This window comes from Streptococcus mitis (assembly GCF_905187535.1).
Classification (GTDB): Bacteria; Bacillota; Bacilli; order Lactobacillales; family Streptococcaceae; genus Streptococcus; species Streptococcus mitis_BS.
In genome coordinates this window covers 55,832-77,774 of the sequence record NZ_CAJJIE010000047.1, presented here as the reverse complement: position 1 = coordinate 77,774, position 21,943 = coordinate 55,832, and the positions used below count along the sequence as shown (strand labels likewise).

Here is a 21,943-nt window from a genome sequence, read left to right as displayed (position 1 = left end):
ATCTCTAAAAAACCTCGCTTCCGCGAGGCTCTTCTATTTATAAGCTAAGGCACGTTTAAAGGTTTTCCAAGGTCCCAAATCATCTGTTTGCAGAACGAGACTAGCATACATGCGTCCGATAAATCCGGTTGCTACCACCGCAAAAATCACTGTAATAGCAAGTGAAATCCATGCTTCTACTCCCCCTGCATAGCCATTAATGGTTCTAAATGGCATAAAGAAGGTCGAAATAAAGGGAATATAAGAACCAATCTTCAAGATGAGATTGTCACCAGCTGCACCTAGAGCTGTCACTCCAAAGAAACCACCCATAATTAAAATCATCAAAGGCGACAAGGCTTTTCCTGAGTCTTCAGGACGAGAAACCATAGATCCTAGGAAGGCTGCCAAGACTACATACATAAAGAGACTGACCAAAATAAAGAGCAATGTATTCAGCGAGAATGCATCTCCCAAGTGATCCAAAATACCAGACTGAGCCAAGAATGGCAAATCTTTAAAGAGCAGAATGGCTGCCAGACCACCTACAACATAAATCCCGATATGCGTTAAAATCACTAGAAACAGAGCCATCATCCGTGCATAGAAATAGTGACTAGCCCTTATGCTAGAAAAGACGACTTCCATAATTTTAGTGCCTTTTTCACTGGCAACTTCCTGAGCCGTTACACCCGCATAAGTAATCAGGATCATATAAAGAAAGAATCCTAAGGCGCCTGCTGCCATTGTTTGAATAAACTTTTTATTTTCCTTGGCTTCATCAATCTTTTCTGTGAATTGAATTGTCTGCGCTAAGCGTTTTTCCTGTTCTTGAGACAAGGAGGCAGTTGAACGATTAAGCTGATTTTGCAGTTCATTAAGTGTACCTGTAACTGCAAATTTAATTCCATTTTCAAGCGACGTTTCTCCATGATAAACGGCCTTCAAGACACTATCTTCTTGGTCAATAGTCAGATAACCTTTTAATTTTTCATCTTTAATCGCTTCTTTGGCACTTGCTTCGTCTTTGTAGTCAAAATTAACACCATTTACATTCTTCAGTCCTTCTGCTACAGATGGCACTGTTGTCACTACTGCCACTTTATCATTTTTAGCCATTGAAGAGCCTTGGAGATAAGCAATTCCTCCAGAGATTCCTAAAAAGAGGAACGGTGAAATCACCATAAAGAAAAAACTCCACGATTTGACATGTCGAAGATAGGTTTCCTTGATTACAACCCACATATTTCTCATACTTCCACCCCTGATTCTAGTTTAAAGATTTCATCGATTGTTGGCGCTTGTTGGTCAAAGGTTGCGATATATTGCCCCTGAGTCAAGATTGGAAAGAGTTCTCTACCAGCACTCTCATCATCCAAGATCAATTTCCAACTCCCTTGTTTGGTCAAGCTCACCTGCTTGACATGAGGAAGGTTTTCCAATTCTTCCTTGCTTCGTTCACTTGAAACAAAGAGACGCGTTTTCCCGTATTGATTGCGAACATCCTGAACTGGTCCATGCAAGACCGCACGGCCATCTCGGATCATGAGAATATCGTCACAAAGTTCCTCGACATTGGTCATGACATGGTCAGAAAAGATAATGGTTGCTCCTCGCTCTTTTTCCTGAAAAATGACTTGTTTGAGCAATTCTGTATTGACTGGGTCCAATCCACTGAAAGGCTCATCCAAGATAATCAGGTCTGGTTCATGAATCAGAGTAATAATGAGCTGAATCTTCTGCTGATTTCCTTTTGACAGACTCTTGATTTTATCTGTCAACTTGCCTTTCACTTCCAACCTCTTCATCCATTGAGGGAGTTTTTCCTTGACCTCCTTGGCATCCATGCCTTTTAGAGTAGCCAAATAGCGAACTTGTTCAAGGACTGTCAATTTAGGCATAAGACTACGTTCTTCAGGCAAATAGCCAATCCGAGCATAGGTCTCCTGACGAATATCCTGCCCATCCAGACTGATTTCTCCTTGGTATTCTAAAAATTTCAAAATACTGTGGAAAATCGTTGTTTTCCCAGCACCATTTTTTCCGACTAGTCCCAAAATACGACCTGGTCGTGCTTGAAAGTCAATACCAAACAAAACTTGCTTGGATCCAAAACTTTTCTCTAGACTTCTTACTTCTAGCATCTTTCACCTCCGAAATGTCTTGCACTCATTATACTCCTTTTTGATAGCCTTTACAATAATTTCTGTCCATTTTTAGAAGACTATTGCTGTGTAAAATATGGCCTGGAGCGTTTTAGTGATAAATCCATTATACAGTGGTAAAGTCCAATTTATCTTCTCTGTTCCTCAACTGTCTATTTTTAATCCTGAATTGTTATTTGAAAAGCAAAAATCCACCCCGGAGGATGGATTGATGAGTTAACGCACTTCTGCATTCACTTTTTCTTCAAGTGATGCTTGGATTTTTTCCATATAGCGTGCGACTTCTTCGTCCGTTAAGCTGTCTTCTGGATTTTGGAAAGTCAAGCTATAAGCCATTGACTTCATGCCAAGTCCCAATTTCTCACCTGAGAAGACGTCGAAGAGTTTGATATCTGTCAAACGTTTCACGCCTGCAGCTTGGATAGCATCTACAACTTCTTGATGAGTCACTTCTGCCTTGAGGAGAAGGGCAACGTCACGGCTGACTGCTGGGAATTTCGTGATTTCCACAAATGGAACAGCAGGTTGAAGCGCTGCTTCGATGGCTGAAAGATTAAGCTCAGCTACATACGTTTCTGGAATATCGTAAGCCTTAGCAGTGACTGGATGCACTTGCCCAAGGAAACCAAGAACTTGGTCACCAAGTGAAATCACAGCTGTACGACCTGGGTGAAGACTAGCAATCTCAGCTGTTGCTGTATAGGTCACTTCTAGTCCCAAGCGAGTAAATAATGCTTCTAGGATTCCCTTAGCATAGAAGAAATCAACTGGAACTGCTGCTGTTTGGAAATCTTTTTCAGCAACCAAGCCTGTCAAGGCAAAGGCAAAGCTGTTAATCTCATTTGGAAGTTCTTCTTTTGGATTACCTGTTTGTTCAAAGACTTTTCCAATCTCGTAAAGGGCCAAGTTTTTATTCTTACGAGCCACATTATAAGCCACCGTATCAAGGATACCTGAAATCATATTTTGACGGAGAACTGAACGATCCACGATCATTGGCCACATGAGTTCTGTAAGGTTACTTGGTTGAGCTGTGAACTCAACTGCTTTTTCAGGAGTTGTTAGAGCGTAGGTAATGATTTCAGTCAAGCCTGCCCCTTCAGCAATGGTACGAACTTGGCGGCGAAGTTTTTGTGTCGCAGTCAATTCACCTGCTGTACCATCGTCTTTTGGAAGGCTGGTTGGCAAGCGGTCATATCCATAGATACGAGCAATTTCTTCAAAGAGATCTGCCTCGATTGTGATATCCCAACGACGACGTGGGACGCTGACTGTAAAGCTGTCTGCATTTCCAGAAAGATCAAAGCCAAGACGGCGGAAGACGTCTTCTACATCCGCGTAAGAAAGTTCTGTACCAAGGACACGGTTAACATCAGCAAGAGTTGAAGAAACTTCCCCATCAGAGGTATCAAGCTCACCCGCTGAAACGATGCCTTTGCGCACCGTCGCACCTGCAAGTTCTGCAATCATGCTAGCCGCCGCATCAAGAGCTTCGTTAACAGTTGCCACATTGATACCTTTTTCAAAGCGAGAAGACGATTCTGAACGAAGGTTAAGGCGACCGCTGGTCTTACGGATAGATTTGCCATTGAAAACAGCAGCTTCAAGGACAACACGACTAGACTTTTCAGAGATTTCTGTCGCTTGACCACCCATAACACCTGCAAGAGCTACTGGCTTGTCTGCGACAGTGATGACTAGGTCATTTGTTTCCAAGTCACGTTCTTCACCATCCAAGGTCACCAATTTTTCACCAGCACGCGCTTCACGCACACGGATGTCACTCCCTTCAAAGGTATCCAAGTCAAAAGCATGCATTGGTTGACCAAAGTAGAGCAGGATGTAGTTTGTCACGTCCACCACGTTGTTAATAGGACGGATACCTTCATTCATAAGAAGGTTTTGCAACCATTGTGGACTTGGTGCGATAGTAACATTGTCCAAGATACGAGCTGCATAGTAAGGCGCCTTGTCTGTCTCAATGCTGACAGAAAGGGCATCTCCCGCAGCTTCATTTGTTTCAGTTAAAGTAAATTCTTTAAAGTTGACTGCCTTGTCATAGATGGCTGCCACTTCGTGAGCCACTCCACGCATAGAAAGGGCATCCGCACGGTTGGGTGTGATAGAAAGTTCGATGATTTCGTCATCCAAGTCTAGATATGAGAAGACTTCCTCACCTGGAACGGCATTTTCTGGCAAGATTTGGATGCCATCTGCGAATTCCTTAGGCACAACTGAGTCAGAAATTCCTAATTCGCCCAGCGAACAAATCATTCCAAGTGACTCCAAGCCACGGATTTTCCCTTTTTTGATTTTGTAGTTATCAGCGATTCGAGCACCTGGAAGAGCCACCATAACCTTGATACCAGCACGCACATTCGGTGCACCACAAACGATTTGACGGGCTTCTTCTTCGCCAACGTTAACCTGACAAACATGGAGGTGAGTTTCTGGCACGTCTTCACAAGACAAGACCTCACCGACGACAATTTTTGAGAGACCAGCAGCAGGTGATTCGACACCTTCTACCTCGATCCCTGTAGTTGACATTTTTTCAGCCAACTCTTGTGATGGCACATCAATATCCACCAATTCTTTTAACCATTTATAAGATACAAGCATAATTTAGTTCTCCAGAATGACAGTTGTCACTCTAGTTCTTTTCCTTTCCTATCATTTCAATAGAAGAATCCTCTTCTTACCTTAATTTCTTTCTCAGTAACCAATCCGTATCTACTTTTTGACCAACCATAAAATGATGTTGGCTAAATTTTTCAAAACCATATCGATTATAAAATGCTTGAGCTTTTGTATTATGCTCCCAAACACCTAGCCAAGCCCAAGAAAAACTATTTTTGGTAGCAAGTTCAAGAGCAAATTCAAACAGTTGCTTACCTAGTCCAAATCCTTGGAATTTTTGTAGCACATAGAGGCGTTGAATTTCAAAAGCATCCTCTAATTCTCTCTCAGTCTGAGCACTTCCCCAGTTGACTTTGAGAAAACCAGCTATCTCCTCTTCATGCATAATGAAATAGGTTTCGGATTCTGGCTTTTCCAACTCAGTTGACAAAACTCTCAGACTATAAGCCTCTTCAAAGTATTCCTGTAACTGCTCTTCTGTATTATCATGAGCAAATGTTTCACGAAAGGTTTGTTTGGCAATTTTGGCCAACACCCCAACATCTGCCAGTTCTACTTTTTTAATCATTATTTAAACTGTTCTGAGAAGCGGACATCTCCTTGGTAGAATCCACGGATATCGTTGATTCCGTAACGGAGCATAGCTACACGCTCTTGTCCAAGACCAAAGGCAAATCCAGAGTAGACCGTTGCATCAATTCCACTCATTTCGAGAACACGTGGGTGAACCATACCAGCACCCATGATTTCAATCCAACCAGTTTTCTTACATACGTTACATCCTTCACCACCACATTTGAAGCACGAAACATCCACCTCAACAGATGGTTCTGTGAATGGGAAGTAAGAGGGGCGCAAACGAATTTGACGCTCTTCGCCAAACATTTTTTGCACAATCAACTGAAGGGTTCCTTGAAGGTCTGCCATAGAAATGTTCTTCCCAACAACCAAACCTTCGATTTGGTGGAATTGGTGACTGTGGGTCGCATCGTCTGTGTCACGACGGAAGACACGCCCTGGTGAGATCATTTTCAAAGGGCCTTTAGAGAAATCATGAGCATCCATAGCACGCGCCTGCACAGGAGATGTATGAGTACGGAGCAAGATTTCTTCAGTGATATAGAATGTGTCCTGCATATCGCGGGCTGGATGATCTTTCGGAAGGTTCATACGTTCAAAGTTATAGTAGTCTTGCTCCACTTCAAAACCATCCACGACTTGGTAACCCATACCAATGAAAATATCTTCGATTTCTTCACTGGTTTGTGTCAAAACGTGGCGGTGACCCGTCGCAACAGGGCGACCTGGAAGTGTCACATCGATACTCTCGCTAGCCAGTTGAGCTGCGACTTTCTTTTCTTCCAATAGTTTAGCTGTTTCTTCAAAGGCTGCTGTCAAGACATCACGAGCTTCATTGACGTGTTTCCCGATAATCGGACGCATCTCAGCAGAGACATCTTTCATCCCTTTGAGGATTTCAGTAAGTGAACCCTTTTTCCCAAGGACAGAAACACGCAAATCTTGCATCTCTTTTTTATTTTCAGCAGTAATCTGCTTCAAGCTAGCCAGCGTTTCTTCACGAAGCGCTTTTAATTGTTCTTCAATAGTTGACATAATTCCTCCATCAGTCTCTCGTAGATAAAAAGAAAACCACATGCCAAAAACTCCACTCGGAGCGTTGACACGCGGTACCATCCGTTTTTATCTGACAAGTCAGACCTTCATTTCTAAATCCATGCACAAGTGAATTCACCCAGCTTTCATATAAAGAGCTTGCAGTCACGGCTCTCCTCCCTGATATACTTCCCTTGAGTTACTAGTCTTGCAGATTTCTATTCAATTACTACATAGTTTATCAGATTTTGAGTTAAAAAACAAGTTAGATTAGACTAATTTCAATACAAAACTCGTTCCTTTTTCTGTTGCTCCATTTTCCACAAATCCAAGCGACTTGAAACAGCGCCTAGATACATGATTGTAAGTGTAGATTTCCTTGACTCTCAATTCTTTCCATCCTTTTATTCGAGCCAATTCAATCAAAGTACTTAGGATCTTTTTTCCAAGTCCTCGATGTTGGTAAGCGGGATTTCCAATCACAATGGGGAGATTGTCCTGAGATAGTGTAACATCCCCAATTGGAAACCATTCACCCTTCTCCTTGACTTCAATCCAAAAAAGCTCACCATGCTGATCCAAATAGGAATACATGGCTTCCAAAGTTTCTTGACTATAAGGAAGCTTCACCCCATCTACGAGGTGAACCAAGTTCACATCCTGATACCAAGCAAGAGCTTCTTCACAATGATTGACCTTATAATAAGGAACAAGACGCAGTGAATTATCTATTTGTAGGGTCTGTTTCATCTGCTTTCCTTTTCAACAAAAGAGTTGCTGCTTGATTAAAACCATCACACCAGTTATACCATTTTGCTTCATACTCATCTTGAGCTAAGATATGATTTTTTAAATCCAGAACAGAGTAAATTTTTCTTTCTTCGCAGGCTTGCGCATAGAGATGATATAGTTCATCACCACCATCTCTATCCCACTCAGCAGAAATCGTATCCCTACCTGCCAATAAAGCCTGATAAGCCCTGTGATGCCCATCTGTAATCAACAAGCAATCTCCAAATGCAAGAATACTAATTGGATCAACATTGTTTAGTTCTACCGACTGATAAAGCATCTGAATATCTTGCAACTTCTTTTCTGATAAGTATAGTTGAGTCGGATGAAGATCTGCTATATTGGCTTTCATTTCTTTCTCCTCAAAGGAATTTGATACTCACTTCTGCTTACCTTTAAATCGCCATTGGAAGCGGAGCTTATCATAAAAGGGAAACTCGATAAACAAGACTCCCAAGCCCACACAGAGACTGGCAAGGACGTCTGATGGATAATGAACTCCCAGATAGACCCTTGATACCAATACACTGACTAGGTAGAGACCTAGCACGATTTGCACGATTTTTCTCCAGACTGGATCTTTCATCCGTTGACTGAGAATGACAATCAGAGAACCAACCATCAAGGTTACAGCCAGAGAATGGCCACTTGGAAAGGAAAATCCCTTCTCCTCAACCAAGTGTAAAATAGCTGGTCGTGGGCGCTGGTAGATATTTTTAAAGGTCACAATTAAAAAACCTGCCAAAGCCAGATTTCCCAGCATGAAGAAACTTTCTATCTTCCATCTTTTACGATAAAAGACAAAGGCTGCGATGGCAACCCAGGTGATAATCACTGGGATATCAATCAGGCGTGTAATGGCTCGGAAGAGAGTAGTCAAATAATCTGGCAAGTCTCCTCGAACGGCTGTCTGTATCGGTTGGTCAAAACCGACCAGCGTTTCAGGGTAAAATTTGACCATGTAGCCAAGAATAACGAAAAGTAAAAGGGCAAAACTGCCCTTCATTAAAAATATTTGTTTATCTTTCATAGTGTTTTAAGGTTGGTTTCAAAAGGACGTACAACAACCAGAATGAAACGGAAAAGATTACACCCTCAATCAAGTTAAAAGGTAATACCATGGTCATTAGGTAGTTGGAAAGTCCCAAAATTTTTCCAATATCAAAGTTAGCAAACTTAGCGTACAAAGGAACAGCATAAACATAGTTGAGAACCAACATAGCCACGGTTAAACCAATAGTTCCAGCTAGAGAGCCTAGTAGGAAACGAAGGGTTGTCCGTTCCTTTTTCCAAATCAAAGCAAATACGATGACAAAAACTCCTAAAGCTACGATATTCATTGGCAAGCCAATGTAAGTATTCACTCCCTGGCTGTTAAGAAGCAATTTCAAGAGTGAGCGAAGCAAGAGAATTCCTAGAGCAGCAGGCAAATCCATGACCACCAGACCCACAAGGACTGGCAAGATACTAAATTCGATCTTGAGGAAGGACGCCGCTGGCAAAAGCGGAAAGTCAAAGTACATCAGCACAAATGAGATGGCTGATAAAATCGCAATGGTCGAAAGTCGACGTGTGTTTGTCATAACAGGTTCCTCCAATTTTCTATAAAATCAGAAGAAGTTAGAAAGGATTCCTCTATCTATTCTCACTTTTTATATCCCAAAAGTCCCCTCTCACTCTATTAAGGAAATTCAAGCAAGCGGTTACAGTTTAGCTATAAATCTATCAGAACAGACAAAGCTATTCTTTCGTCTTCTCCCATCCAGACTATACTGTCGGTTGTGGAATCTCACCACATCAGCTTGCGCTCGCGGACTTCTTTAAAGAGAAGGAAATAGAGATTTTTCTTTTAGACTAGGCGACAAGCTGTAGGCATAACTTCTGGTTAGGCAAAGCTTGTCAACAAAGTATAAAAGGAAAAGATCATTTCCTAGTTAAAGTCACCGCCGGTCGGGAATCACACCCTGCCCTGAAGACTCTTTTATCATAACAAAAAACGCTTGCAAGCGCAAGCATTTTGTTCATTTTCATTTTCATTTTTTATTTCAATTTATCCACTTCATAGGTATGAACAAGCTCAAGACCTGCAAAGTTCTGCTGGCGGAGAGCCTCATAGACAATCATGCAGACAGTATTAGACACATTGAGACTGCGGACATGTTCATCATTCATGGGAATACGGAGAGCTTTCTCAGGATGTTCTCGCATAAAGTTCTCAGGCAAGCCCTTGTCTTCACGTCCAAAGAGAAAATAATGGTCCTCGTCAGTCGATAAATCCACCTCAGAATAGACTTTTTCCGCGAATTTCGAAATCAGATAGAGTTTGCCCTGCATCTGAGACATGAAATCCTCCAAACTCTCGTAAAAATAAATCTCTAGTTTATCCCAATAATCCAATCCAGCTCTCTTCATCTTGCGGTCATCGATAGGAAAGCCCATTGGCTTGATGATGTGGAGAGGAGAATTGGTCGCAGCGCAAGTACGCGCGATATTGCCTGTATTTTGTGGAATTTGTGGTTCAAATAATACAATGTGATTTGTCATGACTTGCTTCCTTTCACCATTGCAAAAAAATAGCCACACTGCCCGGAGTCAAGCTCAGCAAACAGCGTGGTTAAGGCATCGTTAACTTACCTCACAACAGGTTTGAAGTAAATCAGCGAAACTACTTTCTTAGTATAACACTTTCAGAATCATTGTCAATAGAAACGACTTGATTTTTTCAATTTTTTCAAGCTATTTCCAAGGGTTGTAAAATCGTCCCTGATTCTGCAAGATAAGTAGTAAACTAGCTACTAAAAACAAGGCTGCCAAGAACAAGGTAAGATAGTCTCCTTTTTTCAAGGCCTGATAACTATACCAAGTGCGTTTTTTCTCTTTCCCAAAGCGTCGAAGCTCCATGGCGGTCGCGATGGTATCAATCCGTTCTAGCGAGCTAAAAATCAAGGGAGTGATAATGCGTAGATTGCCTTTGATTCGTTGCATAAGAGAAGCTTTCTTGGATAATTCCATCCCACGCGCTTCCTGAGACATCTTGATAGTAAAGAATTCTTCCTGCAAATCTGGAATATAACGCAAGGTCAGACTGACAGAATAGGCAATCTTATAAGGCACACCGATTTGATTTAAACTAGAAGCAAACTGACTAGGATGAGTTGTCATCAAAAAGATAATAGCCAGAGGAATGGTGCAAAGGTACTTAATGGCCAAATTTAGTAGGTAAAAGAGCTCTTGGCTGGTCAGAGTGTAGACTCCGATTCCCTGCCAAACCACACTTCTCTCTCCGTAAAGTCCAACCCCATATTCGGGAGAAAAGAGATAGACCATCAAGACATTTAAAATAGCAAAGACAGTCGCAAAAACGGCCACAAAGGAAACATCTTTAAAGCGGATTTCTGACAAATAGAGGAGAAAGACCGAAAAGATGGCAATCAGAACAAGCAGTCTGGTATCATAGCTAATCATGGCCGCCAATGACACAAGGATGAAAAAGAGAAGTTTTCCAGCTCCTGACAAGCGATGAATCACAGTATCTCTATGCTGGTAACCAATTAATTTAGCTTGCATCCTTCTCTCCTTTCTTTGTAAAATGCCGTTAAAGCAAGTGGATCCACGTCTAGTTTCTTGGCCAAGTTGAAGATAGAGGTCTCTTTTAGATTGGCTTTTACTAACAGCTCAGGACTGCTCAACAGACTAGCTGGATCAGTATCGGCAATCAATTCCCCATCCACCATGACAAGAGCTCGGTCTGAATAATCCAGCATCAATTGCATATCATGGGTAATCATGACAATGGTATGACCTTTTTGATGCAACTCCTCGAGAAATTCCATAATCTCAGTATAATTCTTCTGGTCTTGACCCGCAGTCGGTTCATCTAAGAGGATTATTTCAGCTCCCAAGACCAAAATTGAGGCAATAGTGACACGTTTTTTCTGTCCAAACGAAAGGGCAGAAATGGGCCAATTACGGAATTCATATAGACCACAGATTTTCAAAGTTTCATAGACTCTCGTTTCAATTTCCTGCTCTTCCACACCTCGCAAACGAAGTCCTAGAGCCACCTCATCAAAAATCATATTGGTTGAAATCATTTGATTGGGATTTTGCAGCACATAGCCTACTCGTTCCGCCCGCTCTGCAACAGAATCTCCTTTTATATCCTGGCCTTCCCAAAGATAAGAACCTTCTGTCTGGATAAAGCTACTTAAGGCCTTGGCTAGAGTTGACTTCCCAGCCCCATTTTTCCCGACAATAGCAATCTTTTCACCCTTTTTAATATCTAAATAAATGGATTTTAAAATCGGTCTATCATCATAAGAAAAAGACAGATCCTCTAATTTAAAGAGTGACTGCAAATCTGGCGTCTCTTTTGCCAGTTCATTCTGCAACTGAACCTGGCCTTTTGAGATAGACAAGTTGTCCAAATTTGCTAATTGTTCTTCCTTCTTTAAATCCACACCCAATTGACGGAGAGTGGTTAGATAAAGGGGTTCTCGAATTCCATTTTGGGTCAATAGATCAGTCGCCAGTAGCTGGTCAGGGCTCCCATTAAAGAGGATACGACCATCGTTTATCAAGACAATCCGATCCACAGGACGATGCAGAACGTCCTCCAAACGGTGCTCGATAATAAGTGTCGTCGTCCCCTCCTCCTTATGAATCTGATCAATCAATTCGATAATATCCTGACCTGACTTGGGATCCAGATTGGCGAGTGGCTCATCAAACAAAAGAATCGGACTCTCATCAATCAAGACACCAGCCAGACTGACTCGCTGCTTTTGTCCACCTGACAAATCCTGAGGACGCTGAGACAGTAAAGAAAGAAGGTCCAGCTTTTCAGACCATTTATGAACACGGCTTTTCATCTCTTCTAAACTTGTTACATCATTTTCTAGAGCAAAAGCCAAATCCTCTGCCACGGATAAACCGATAAACTGCCCATCTGTATCCTGCAAAACCGTGCTGACCAGATGAGACTTATCATAGATACTCATATCAAAGGCCGCTTGCCCCTTGATCAAAAATTCTCCAGACGTCTGACCCTTGTAAATATTGGGAATAATCCCATTCAAACACTGACCCAAGGTAGACTTACCTGACCCAGATGGCCCAACAATTAAGACTTTCTCTCCCTTGTAAATGGTTAAGTCCACTCCTTGCAAGGTCGGTTCTTGTTGCGTTTCATACTGGAAAGAGAAATCCTTCCACTCAATTATAGCTTCTTTCATCTTACTCTCTTCATTCGCTTCTTCTACTCAATGAAAATCAAAGAGCAAACCAAGAAGCTAGCTGTAGGTTGCTCAAAACACTGTTTTGAGGTTGCAGATAGAGCTGACGCGGTTTGAATTAGATTTTCGCAGAGTATTAGACTTCTATTTTATCATAAATCAAGCCCTTCTTGCAGTCTCTTCTCGTAAAATCTTAGCGTCAAAAAGAGTCCTATCATAGCTTGCTTGCCTGACTAGTCTATAAACATCGAAAAAGACTGGTTGCCCAGCCTTTGCCTTTATGTTAATCCTTTTTCAAACTTCCTGAACGAGTCTGCGTACGTGAATAAGCTAGCAAGAGAAGAGTACCTGCGATAGCTACAGTTACAGCATTAGCAATTCCCGCAACAATCCCTTGGGCAAATACTTTTTCTGCAGCTTCTTGATAAATCACAACATCTCCAAGTGGTGCCAAGACACCCCAAACAAGAGCATTTGCAACAATCTGAATGAGGTTAAAGAAGACAATATCCTTCAACTCAAAAACACCCTGTGTTACTCGAATGTATTTTCTAAAGAGTCCGACGACTAGACCAAATAGACCACTAGCAATAATCCAAGTCCACCAAAGACCGTAGCCAGCAAGAGAGTCCTTCACTGCATGACCAATTAAACCAACAAGTAATCCCACTAGAGGGCCAAAAATGATAGACAAGAGGCTCTGTACCGCATACTGAAGCTGGATGCTTGTATTTGGAACAGGTGTCGGAATGCTGATCATCCCGATGACAACGAAGAGCGCAGCTCCAACACCGATAGCAACAACTTGTTTAATTGATTGATTTTTCATCTATATTCTCCTATTTTATGATTCTATTTTCTTTATTTCAATGGTCCAAGATGAACCGACACCTACATTATAGGCCTTGGCAAAGGAACCTTGGTTGATAGCCAAACCTAAACGATAGAGAGAGTTGATGTAAAGGATGGGTTGCCCAATTCTCACATCTGCAAATGATTTGCCATAAACAACCTGATTTTGATAAACCAGCATATCTGCGTGATAGATAGTCACTTCAAAACGGTCACCAAAGTCTGGTTCCAGTTTGTAAAATTCTTCTCGTGTGACAGAGGTCCAAAGCGAACCAAAACGCACATCTAGAATATCAATAGCTCCCTTTACCAGATGATCTTCAATGATTGTCTCTACGACTGGAAGTTCCACAATCTGATCTACACTGAGCTCTGGCCCCACTTCCTCAAAACTAATGTGACCACTAGCCAGTTTAGCACCAGTATAGGCATAGACATCTCGACCGTGGAAGGTATAAGAATGCTCTGTATTTTGACGTCTATTGGCCACTTCAGAAATCTCACGAATAGCTACAATGCCAACGTGTTTCTTGATAAAAGAAAGCGTCCCATTATCTGGCGTGACAATGTATTGATTTTTTGCAGTCTTGGCAACCACACTCTTACGTTTCGAGCCGACACCTGGATCGACCACCGATACAAATGTCGTTCCCTCAGGCCAGTAATCCACCGTCTGAAAGAGACGGTAGCTCCCCTCAAAAATATTATAAGGCGTGATATCGTGCGTCAAGTGATGGATTTTTAAGGTTGGAGATTCTTCTAAAGCCACTCCAATCATAGCCGATACCGCACCATCAACCAGACCAAAGTCTGATTGTAATACCAGTAAATTATTATTCATTTTATCTCCTTGTATATCCTTTATCATACCATATTTCAGAGAAAGGTGCTAATAGCTATTTCAATTGATTAGGGTATAGTTTTACCTTATAGCAAATTTCCTACTAAAAACTCTGGTGATTAGCTAGTAGGTGCATTTTTTCTTGAAAAAAGGTATGATAGTTACATAATGAAGAAGTAGGTTTTATTATGAAAATTATCCTTGTCGGAGGGGGAAAAGTTGGTTCTGCCCTCTGTCGCTCCTTGGTTGCAGAAAAGCATGATGTTTTGCTGATTGAGCAAGACGAAGCTGTCCTCAATCATATTGTCAATCGCTTTGATATCATGGGTATCCTTGGTAACGGGGCCGATTTTACCATCCTTGAGCAAGCCAGTGTCCAGGATTGTGATATCTTTATCGCCCTGACTGAATACGATGAAGTCAACATGATTGCAGCCGTTCTAGCCAAAAAAATGGGAGCTAAAGAGACCATCGTTCGGGTGCGGAACCCTGAATATTCTAACTCTTATTTCAAGGAAAAGAATATTCTCGGTTTTTCTCTTATCGTTAACCCTGAGCTCTTGGCTGCCCGCGCTATCGCGAATATCATTGACTTCCCCAACGCCCTCTCTGTCGAACGTTTCTTTGGTGGGCGGGTCAGCTTGATGGAATTCACTGTTAAATCCTCAAGTGGTCTTTGCCAAATGCCCATTTCTGATTTTCGGAAAAAATTTGGCAATGTCATTGTATGTGCGATAGAAAGAGATCATCAAATTATCATCCCAAGTGGTGACATGACCATACAGGATAAAGATAGAATCTTTGTCACTGGTAACCGTGTTGACATGATGCTCTTCCATAATTATTTCAAGTCTCGTGCCGTGAAAAGCCTTCTCATCGTCGGTGCTGGGAGAATTGCCTATTATCTACTAGGTATCCTCAAAGACAGTCGTATCGATACCAAGGTTATTGAAATCAATCCTGAAATCGCTAGCTTCTTTAGCGAGAAATTCCCAAATCTCTACATCGTTCAAGGAGATGGTACCGCAAAAGATATCCTGCTGGAAGAAAGTGCTCAAAACTATGATGCCGTTGCGACTCTAACAGGAGTCGATGAGGAAAATCTGATTACCTCTATGTTCCTTGACAGGGTAGGTGTACAGAAAAATATCACAAAGGTCAATCGTACCAGTCTCCTCGAGATTATCAATGCGCCTGATTTTTCAAGTATCATCACACCTAAAAGCATCGCTGTAGATACAATCATGCACTTTATTCGTGGTCGGGTTAATGCCCAGTATTCAGACCTTCAGGCCATGCACCATCTAGCCAATGGCCAAATCGAAACCCTGCAATTCCATATCAAGGAAGCTAATAAAATGACTGCCAAACCTCTTTCTCAACTAAAACTGAAAAAAGGGGTTCTTATAGCAGCCATCATTCGAAAGGGCAAGACTATTTTCCCTACTGGGGAGGATATGTTGGAAGTTGGAGACAAGCTCCTAGTAACAACCTTGTTGCCAAACATCACCAAGATTTATGACTTGATCGCGAGGTAAGAAATGAATAAAAGTATGATTCGTTACCTCCTTTCAAAATTACTTTTGATTGAAGCTGTTCTTCTTTTGGTTCCTGTGTCTGTCGCTGTCTATTACCGTGAATCGAGCCAAGTCTTTACGGCCCTCTTTTCAACAATAGGGATTCTCGTATTACTAGGCGGTTCAGGAATTTTACAAAAGCCCAAAAATCAACGGATTTATGCCAAGGAGGGAGTCTTGATTGTTGCCCTCTGTTGGATCCTTTGGTCCTTCTTTGGCGGTCTCCCCTTTGTTTTTGCTAAGCAAATTCCCAGCGTTATCGATGCCTTTTTTGAAATCAGTTCTGGCTTTACAACTACTGGAGCAACTATTCTGAACGACGTTTCGGTTCTCAGTCGTTCCCTCCTCTTCTGGCGCAGTTTTACCCACTTGATTGGAGGGATGGGAGTGCTTGTTTTTGCACTTGCTATTATGGACAATGCCAAGAATAGCCACCTAGAAGTGATGAAAGCTGAGGTTCCTGGCCCTGTTTTTGGTAAAGTAGTATCCAAACTAAAAAACACTGCTCAGATTCTCTATCTCCTTTATCTAGCTCTCTTCTCCCTCTTTGTCATCATCTATTATCTGGCCGGCATGCCCCTTTTTGATAGTTTTGTCATTGCTATGGGGACAGCAGGTACAGGAGGTTTTACAGTCTATAACGATGGAATTGCTCACTATGGTAGCTCACTGATTACCTATCTAGTTAGTATCGGAGTTTTGGTTTTTGGGGTGAATTTCAATCTCTACTACTACCTCATGCTCCGTCGCGTCAAAGCCTTCTTTGGTGACGAAGAACTTCGTGCTTACTTGGTCATCGTGCTGGTTTCTACAGGCTTGATTAGCCTTAATACCCTCTATCTCTACCCAGGATTTTCCAAGAGCTTTGAAATGGCCTTCTTCCAGGTTTCCAATATCATTACAACGACTGGTTTTGGTTACGGAGATATTACCAACTGGCCCCTCTTCTCCCAGTTTATCCTTCTCTTCCTCATGGGAATCGGTGGTTCTGCTGGCTCAACCGCAGGTGGACTCAAGGTTATTCGAGGCCTCATCCTTTCAAAAATTGCTAAAAACCAAATTTTGTCAATCCTATCGCCCCACCGTGTTTTGACCCTCCATGTTAATAAAACGGTGATTGACAAAGATACCCAGCATAAGATTCTCAAGTACTTTGTCATCTATTCTATGATTTTGCTATCCCTTATCTTTATTGTCAGCCTAGATAGCAATGATTTTCTAGTCGTTACCAGTTCTGTCTTTAGCTGTTTCAATAATATCGGACCTATTCTAGGAACCACTTCTAGTTTCTCAATCTTTAGTCCTATCTCAAAAATTCTCCTCTCCTTTGCAATGATTGCAGGGCGCTTGGAGATTTATCCAATCCTACTTCTCTTTATGAAGAGAACTTGGTCTAAGAGATAAAATATAACCACACCTTGTGTCTTACAAGTGTGGTGTTTTTATTTTCATACTCTTCGAAAATAAAATTCAAACCACGTCAGCTTCGCTTTGCCGTATATATGTGACTGACTTCGTCAGTCTTATCTACAACCTCAAAACAGTGTTTTGAGCAACCTGTGGCTAGCTTCCTAGTTTGCTCTTTGATTTTCATTAAGTATCAAATACCTCCCGCAACTCAACAAGTATCTTTGAATCCCGGTCAGACATTTCAGTACCTGACTTAAGGAATTTAAGAGCCCAAAAACAACCCTCAGTCGACTGACCGAGGGTTCCTTTTTATTATTCAAGAACTAGATTAGCTCAAAGCATCATCCATTGAAAGAACTTCGTGGAAGACACGTTGTGTCAATTCAGTTTTTTGTTCTGGAGTGAGGTATTTAGTGTTTACACAGTATCCAGAGATACGTACGATAACGTCTTCACCTGACATGATCTTTTCGTAAACATCGTTCAAGTCCATAACGTTCAAGTTAACGTGTTGTCCACCGTTTTCAAAGTAACCATCAAGGATTGTTACCAAGTTATCAACTTGTTCGTCACGAGTCTTACCAAGAGCGCGAGGTGATACTTGTGTAGTCAATGAGATACCATCAGCCGCATAACTAAAGTCAAGGCTAGAAAGTGAGTTCAAGTTTTGCAACCATCCACCTTTAGCTTTATTAGATGGGTTAGCACCTGGTGAGAAGAATTCAAGTTTAGACAAGTTAACAGAACCATCTTCGTTGAGGTATACACCTTTGTGGACTGGTGAGTTACCAGTTTGTTTAGAGTAAGCAACGTTAGATGTGATAGTCAAAAGTGAAACTGTAGCTTCTGCATCTTTGTAAAGTTTGTGGCTACGTAGACGAGTTGTGTAAGCTTCGATCAACCATTCTGCCAATTCGTTTGAACGTGGGTCATCTTCACCCCAACGTGGGTATTCACCGATTGTTTCGTAATCGTAGATGTAGCCATTTTCGTCACGGATTGGTTTAACTGTAGCGTATTTGATAGCTGACAATGTGTCAACAGTGTTGGCAAATCCACAGATACCGAATCCCATGTTGGCACGTTGTTTAGTTGGCAAGAAGGCCATTTGAACAGCTTCGTAGTTGTACTTATCAGTCATGTAGTGGATGATGTTCAAAGCATCTACGTAAGTGTCAGTCAACCAGTCAAGAGATTTTTCAAAGTTAGCTTTAACTGATTCAAATTCAAGAACTTCGTCACGGATTGGTTCGATATCAAATACTTTGTAGTCTTTGTGAACATCGTCGTAACCACCGTTCAAACCAGTAAGAAGGGCTTTCAATACGTTTACACGCGCACCGAAGTACTGGATGTTGTGGCGTTGTTCTTCATTTTCTGGGTCAAGTGGAGACACACAGCATGAGATACAGCTCATTTCACCATATCCGTCTTTAGCCATTGTTGTTACACCTTCGTATTGGATAGAAGAGTGTTTGTGGCTCATGTGCATACAGTAGCGACGGAAGTTGTATGGCAATTTGTCAGTCCAAAGAACTGTCAAGTTTGGTTCTGGTGAGTTACCGATGTTGTCAAGAGTGTTCAAGAAACGGTAGTCCATCTTAGTAACACGGTGACGACCGTCGTTACCCATACCAGCCATAGAAGTTGTGATGAAAGTTGGGTCACCTGAGTACAATTGGTCATAAGCTTTAGTACGAGCAAATTTAACTGTACGAAGTTTCATAACGAAATCATCAACGAATTCTTGGATTTCTGATTCAGTAAATGTACCACGAGCCAGGTCACGTTCTGCAAAAATGTCCAATACGATTGGTACACGACCTAGAGATGTAGCAGCACCGTTGATAACACGGCAGACAGACATGAAGGCGATATTAACCCATTGGATTGCTTCTTTAACGTTCATCGCTGGTTTGCGAACATCAACTCCGTAAAGGTCACCCAAGCGAACAACTTGTTGCAATGCTTGGTATTGAAGGTTGATTTCTTCACGAAGACGAATTGTTTCTTCATCGATTTCTTCGATTGCATTCCAGTCGTTTACTTTTTCTTGCATCAAGTAGTCTGCACCGTAAAGAGCAAGACGTGCGTAAACACCGATGATACGTCCGCGTGAGTATGCATCTGGAAGACCAGTTACAGTGTGAGCGTGACGAGCGCGACGGATGTTTGAAGTGTAAGCACGGAAGATACCGTCGTTAACTGTTGTTACGTATTTAGTAAAGATTTCGTGAACAGCTGGATCTGGTTCGTATCCATTTTCTTTCAAAGTAGTTTCAGCCATACGGATACCACCTTTTGGCATGAAGTTCAATTTGAAGAGTTCATCGTTTTGGATACCAAAGATAACTTCATTTTCTTTGTCAATAAATCCTGCTGGGATATCAGCGATAGATGTTGGACGAGTGTCCATTGGGAAACGAGTTTCTTCGTAGTGAGCCTTAGTTTCTTCTACAATTTTTTTGATGTGAAGTGAACGTTCTGTTGGTCCTGCAAGGAAGCTTTCGTCTCCATCGTAAGGTGTGTAGTTAGCTTGTACGAAGCGTGATACACTTGCTTTTTCTTTCCAATCTACGCCTTTGAAGCCTTCCCAAGCTTTATCAAAAATATCTTGTGCTTCAACAACTGTCTTAACAACCATGTTAATGTCCTCTTTTTTCTTTCTAGTAACAACCATCTGTTACATTCATGAGACAAGTATACCACACAGTAACCGATTTCAACAAGTGGAAAATCCCTATTTTTACACTTTCTTTTCTAAAACAGTCTGCGTTTCATCCTAAACTGTATTATATTTTTGAAAAAAATAAAGCCTTTTTTCCTTTTTTCAGAAAAAAGGGTATAATAAAAGAAAATAAGCTGTAAAAAGGGGGTCTAGGCATGTTGATTTTTCCTTTGTTAAATGATTTGTCAAGAAAAATCATCCATATTGACATGGATGCCTTTTTTGCTGCGGTGGAAATCAGGGATAATCCTAAACTCAGAGGAAAACCTGTCATTATTGGAAGCGACCCTCGGCAAACAGGTGGACGGGGAGTCGTTTCTACCTGTAGCTATGAGGCACGAGTTTTTGGTGTCCATTCTGCCATGAGTTCCAAGGAAGCCTATGAACGTTGTCCCCAGGCCGTTTTTATCTCAGGGAATTATGAAAAATACAAGACTGTGGGACTCCAGATTCGAGCTATCTTTAAGCGCTATACAGATTTGATTGAACCCATGAGCATTGATGAAGCCTATTTGGATGTGACAGAAAATAAACTCGGTATCAAGTCGGCCGTCAAAATCGCTCGCCTCATTCAAGAGGATATCTGGCAAGAACTTCATTTAACTGCTTCTGCCGGTGTTTCCTACAACAAATTCTTAGCTAAAATGGCTAGCGATTATCAAAAACCACATGGTTTGACAGTGATTCTACCTGACCAAGCTGAGGATTTCCTCAAACAAATGGATATTTCCAAGTTTCATGGAGTAGGAAAAAAGACGGTGGAACGTCTGCATCAAATGGGTGTTTTTACTGGCGCTGACCTACTTGAAGTTCCTGAAGTGACTCTGATAGACCGTTTTGGCAGACTGGGCTATGACCTGTATCGAAAGGCTCGTGGCATTCACAACTCTCCAGTCAAATCCAATCGTATTCGTAAATCAATTGGGAAGGAGAAAACCTATGGGAAAATTCTCCGTGCCGAGGAAGATATCAAAAAAGAGCTGACTCTTCTATCAGAAAGAGTCGCTCTCAATCTACATCAACAAGAAAAAGCTGGAAAAATTGTCATTCTGAAAATTCGCTACGAGGACTTTTCAACCCTTACTAAACGAAAAAGTCTTGCTCAAAAAATACAGGATGCTAGTCAGATAAGCCAAATAGCCCTGCAACTCTATGAAGACTTAAGCGAGAAAGAAAGAGGTGTCCGCCTGTTGGGAATTACCATGACTGGATTTTAAAACCTTGAAGAACCTGGACCCTTCAAGGTTTTTCTTATACAAATAAACGCACAAAACTATAGAGTAACAAGACACTACCGAGTACGATACGGTATTTACCGAAAAGGGTAAAGTCGTGTTTTTTCACATAACTTGTCAAGAAACGAATAGCCACCATGCTGACCGCAAAAGCTACTCCCATCGCAACCAAGAGCAAGAACAATTGTCCAAAGCTCAAGAGCTGTCCTGCTTTTACAAATTTGAAAATCTTTAATGCGCTAGCTCCGAACATAACAGGAATTCCAAGATAGAAGGTAAATTCTGTCACAACAGAACGACTGGTTCCATTTAACAAACCACCTACAATCGTTGCACCTGAACGGCTAGTCCCTGGTAAAAGGGCAAGAACTTGGAAGAGTCCGATATAGAAAGCTGTCGTATAAGGAAGCTTGTCCAACTCTGTTACACTTGGTTCAATAGCACGCGCTTTATTGCGCTTTTCCAAATAGATAAAGGCAATCCCATAGATAATCAACATGAGAGCAACTGAAACCATGTTATGAAAGTGGGTATCAAACCAATCATCAAACTTAAATACTGCAAGCAAAGGCAAGGTCGCAATCAAGACCTTCAACCACAGTCTCCAAGTCTTACGAACTTCCTGCTTGTCTTTACTTGGTTTAAAGGGATTGAGCTTATTAAAGTAAATCACCATAACTGCTAAAATAGCACCAAGCTGAATCACGACATTAAACATGGACATAAAGGCTTCACTCTGATTTTGGTATTGGATAAATTCCTCTGCTAAAATCAAGTGACCTGTACTTGAAATCGGCAGCCATTCCGTAATTCCTTCAACAATACCGAAGAAGATAGATTTTAAAATTTCAATAAGATACATAGATTACTCCTTTT

General features: G+C 41.5%; 19 protein-coding genes and 1 riboswitch. Of the genes, 3 read left to right on the top strand and 16 right to left on the bottom strand.

Annotation, left to right across the window (positions count from 1 at the left end; translation table 11 throughout):
- Positions 1–33: 33 nt before the first annotated feature.
- From JQ841_RS05250 to JQ841_RS05185, 14 genes are all read right to left on the bottom strand, one after another.
- Positions 34–1,233: an ABC transporter permease gene (locus tag JQ841_RS05250; protein ID WP_203180325.1), complete on the bottom strand. Its 1,200-nt coding sequence runs from the start codon at positions 1,231–1,233 to the stop codon at positions 34–36.
- Entirely contained in the window at positions 1,230–2,123 is an 894-nt protein-coding gene (locus JQ841_RS05245) for an ABC transporter ATP-binding protein (RefSeq protein WP_203180324.1), read from the bottom strand. The genes JQ841_RS05250 and JQ841_RS05245 overlap by 4 nt, the downstream gene beginning before the upstream one ends.
- A gap of 237 nt (positions 2,124–2,360) precedes the next feature.
- Complete coding sequence (gene pheT, locus JQ841_RS05240) at positions 2,361–4,766, bottom strand: phenylalanine--tRNA ligase subunit beta (protein ID WP_203180323.1); 2,406 nt, start codon at positions 4,764–4,766, stop codon at positions 2,361–2,363.
- Between the two features lie 76 nt (positions 4,767–4,842).
- Positions 4,843–5,352: a GNAT family N-acetyltransferase gene (locus JQ841_RS05235; RefSeq protein ID WP_033681280.1), complete on the bottom strand. Its 510-nt coding sequence runs from the start codon at positions 5,350–5,352 to the stop codon at positions 4,843–4,845.
- A complete protein-coding gene (gene pheS / locus JQ841_RS05230; protein WP_031237702.1) occupies positions 5,352–6,398 on the bottom strand; it encodes a phenylalanine--tRNA ligase subunit alpha in 1,047 nt (348 codons plus the stop codon). The genes JQ841_RS05235 and pheS overlap by 1 nt, the downstream gene beginning before the upstream one ends.
- Positions 6,399–6,668: 270 nt before the next feature.
- Positions 6,669–7,118, bottom strand: coding sequence for a GNAT family N-acetyltransferase (locus tag JQ841_RS05225; RefSeq protein ID WP_025171197.1), 450 nt, complete (start codon positions 7,116–7,118; stop codon positions 6,669–6,671).
- A 4-nt stretch (positions 7,119–7,122) separates the two neighbouring features.
- On the bottom strand, positions 7,123–7,542 hold the full coding sequence (locus tag JQ841_RS05220) for a chromosome partitioning protein ParB (RefSeq protein WP_203180322.1): 420 nt from the start codon (positions 7,540–7,542) through the stop codon (positions 7,123–7,125).
- A 27-nt stretch (positions 7,543–7,569) separates the two neighbouring features.
- The gene (locus JQ841_RS05215; RefSeq protein ID WP_238395599.1) at positions 7,570–8,220 is read right to left on the bottom strand and encodes a phosphatase PAP2 family protein; all 651 of its coding nucleotides are present in this window, start codon (positions 8,218–8,220) and stop codon (positions 7,570–7,572) included.
- The gene (locus JQ841_RS05210) at positions 8,210–8,773 is read right to left on the bottom strand and encodes an ECF transporter S component (protein ID WP_000185823.1); all 564 of its coding nucleotides are present in this window, start codon (positions 8,771–8,773) and stop codon (positions 8,210–8,212) included. The genes JQ841_RS05215 and JQ841_RS05210 overlap by 11 nt, the downstream gene beginning before the upstream one ends.
- Before the next feature lie 163 nt (positions 8,774–8,936).
- Positions 8,937–9,171, bottom strand: a riboswitch (FMN riboswitch).
- Positions 9,172–9,230: 59 nt separating this feature from the next.
- Entirely contained in the window at positions 9,231–9,734 is a 504-nt protein-coding gene (locus JQ841_RS05205; protein ID WP_203180321.1) for a tRNA (cytidine(34)-2'-O)-methyltransferase, read from the bottom strand.
- A gap of 192 nt (positions 9,735–9,926) precedes the next feature.
- On the bottom strand, positions 9,927–10,757 hold the full coding sequence (locus tag JQ841_RS05200; RefSeq protein ID WP_203180320.1) for an energy-coupling factor transporter transmembrane component T family protein: 831 nt from the start codon (positions 10,755–10,757) through the stop codon (positions 9,927–9,929).
- Positions 10,742–12,424, bottom strand: coding sequence for an ABC transporter ATP-binding protein (locus JQ841_RS05195; RefSeq protein ID WP_203180319.1), 1,683 nt, complete (start codon positions 12,422–12,424; stop codon positions 10,742–10,744). The genes JQ841_RS05200 and JQ841_RS05195 overlap by 16 nt, the downstream gene beginning before the upstream one ends.
- A 283-nt stretch (positions 12,425–12,707) precedes the next feature.
- The gene (locus JQ841_RS05190) at positions 12,708–13,253 is read right to left on the bottom strand and encodes an ECF-type riboflavin transporter substrate-binding protein (protein WP_000795929.1); all 546 of its coding nucleotides are present in this window, start codon (positions 13,251–13,253) and stop codon (positions 12,708–12,710) included.
- Between the two features lie 15 nt (positions 13,254–13,268).
- Positions 13,269–14,117 carry an SAM hydrolase/SAM-dependent halogenase family protein gene (locus JQ841_RS05185; protein ID WP_084950051.1) on the bottom strand — a complete coding sequence of 283 codons (849 nt, stop codon included), beginning with the start codon at positions 14,115–14,117 and terminating at the stop codon, positions 13,269–13,271.
- A gap of 188 nt (positions 14,118–14,305) precedes the next feature.
- Here JQ841_RS05185 and trkA point away from each other — a divergent pair, with 188 nt between their 5' ends.
- Both trkA and JQ841_RS05175 read left to right on the top strand, forming a co-directional pair.
- Complete coding sequence (trkA, locus tag JQ841_RS05180) at positions 14,306–15,655, top strand: Trk system potassium transporter TrkA (RefSeq protein WP_000691701.1); 1,350 nt, start codon at positions 14,306–14,308, stop codon at positions 15,653–15,655.
- A gap of 3 nt (positions 15,656–15,658) precedes the next feature.
- Positions 15,659–17,098: a TrkH family potassium uptake protein gene (locus JQ841_RS05175; protein ID WP_203180318.1), complete on the top strand. Its 1,440-nt coding sequence runs from the start codon at positions 15,659–15,661 to the stop codon at positions 17,096–17,098.
- Between the two features lie 334 nt (positions 17,099–17,432).
- Here the strand turns inward: JQ841_RS05175 and pflB are convergent, their stop codons facing one another.
- Positions 17,433–19,748, bottom strand: coding sequence for a formate C-acetyltransferase (gene pflB / locus JQ841_RS05170; protein WP_049532477.1), 2,316 nt, complete (start codon positions 19,746–19,748; stop codon positions 17,433–17,435).
- A gap of 239 nt (positions 19,749–19,987) precedes the next feature.
- Here pflB and dinB point away from each other — a divergent pair, with 239 nt between their 5' ends.
- Positions 19,988–21,049, top strand: a complete 1,062-nt coding sequence (dinB, locus tag JQ841_RS05165) for a DNA polymerase IV (RefSeq protein ID WP_203180317.1) — start codon at positions 19,988–19,990, stop codon at positions 21,047–21,049.
- A gap of 34 nt (positions 21,050–21,083) precedes the next feature.
- On the opposite strand, the gene JQ841_RS05160 is transcribed toward dinB, so the two are convergent.
- Positions 21,084–21,929, bottom strand: coding sequence for an undecaprenyl-diphosphate phosphatase (locus tag JQ841_RS05160; RefSeq protein WP_203180316.1), 846 nt, complete (start codon positions 21,927–21,929; stop codon positions 21,084–21,086).
- Positions 21,930–21,943 lie beyond the last annotated feature (14 nt).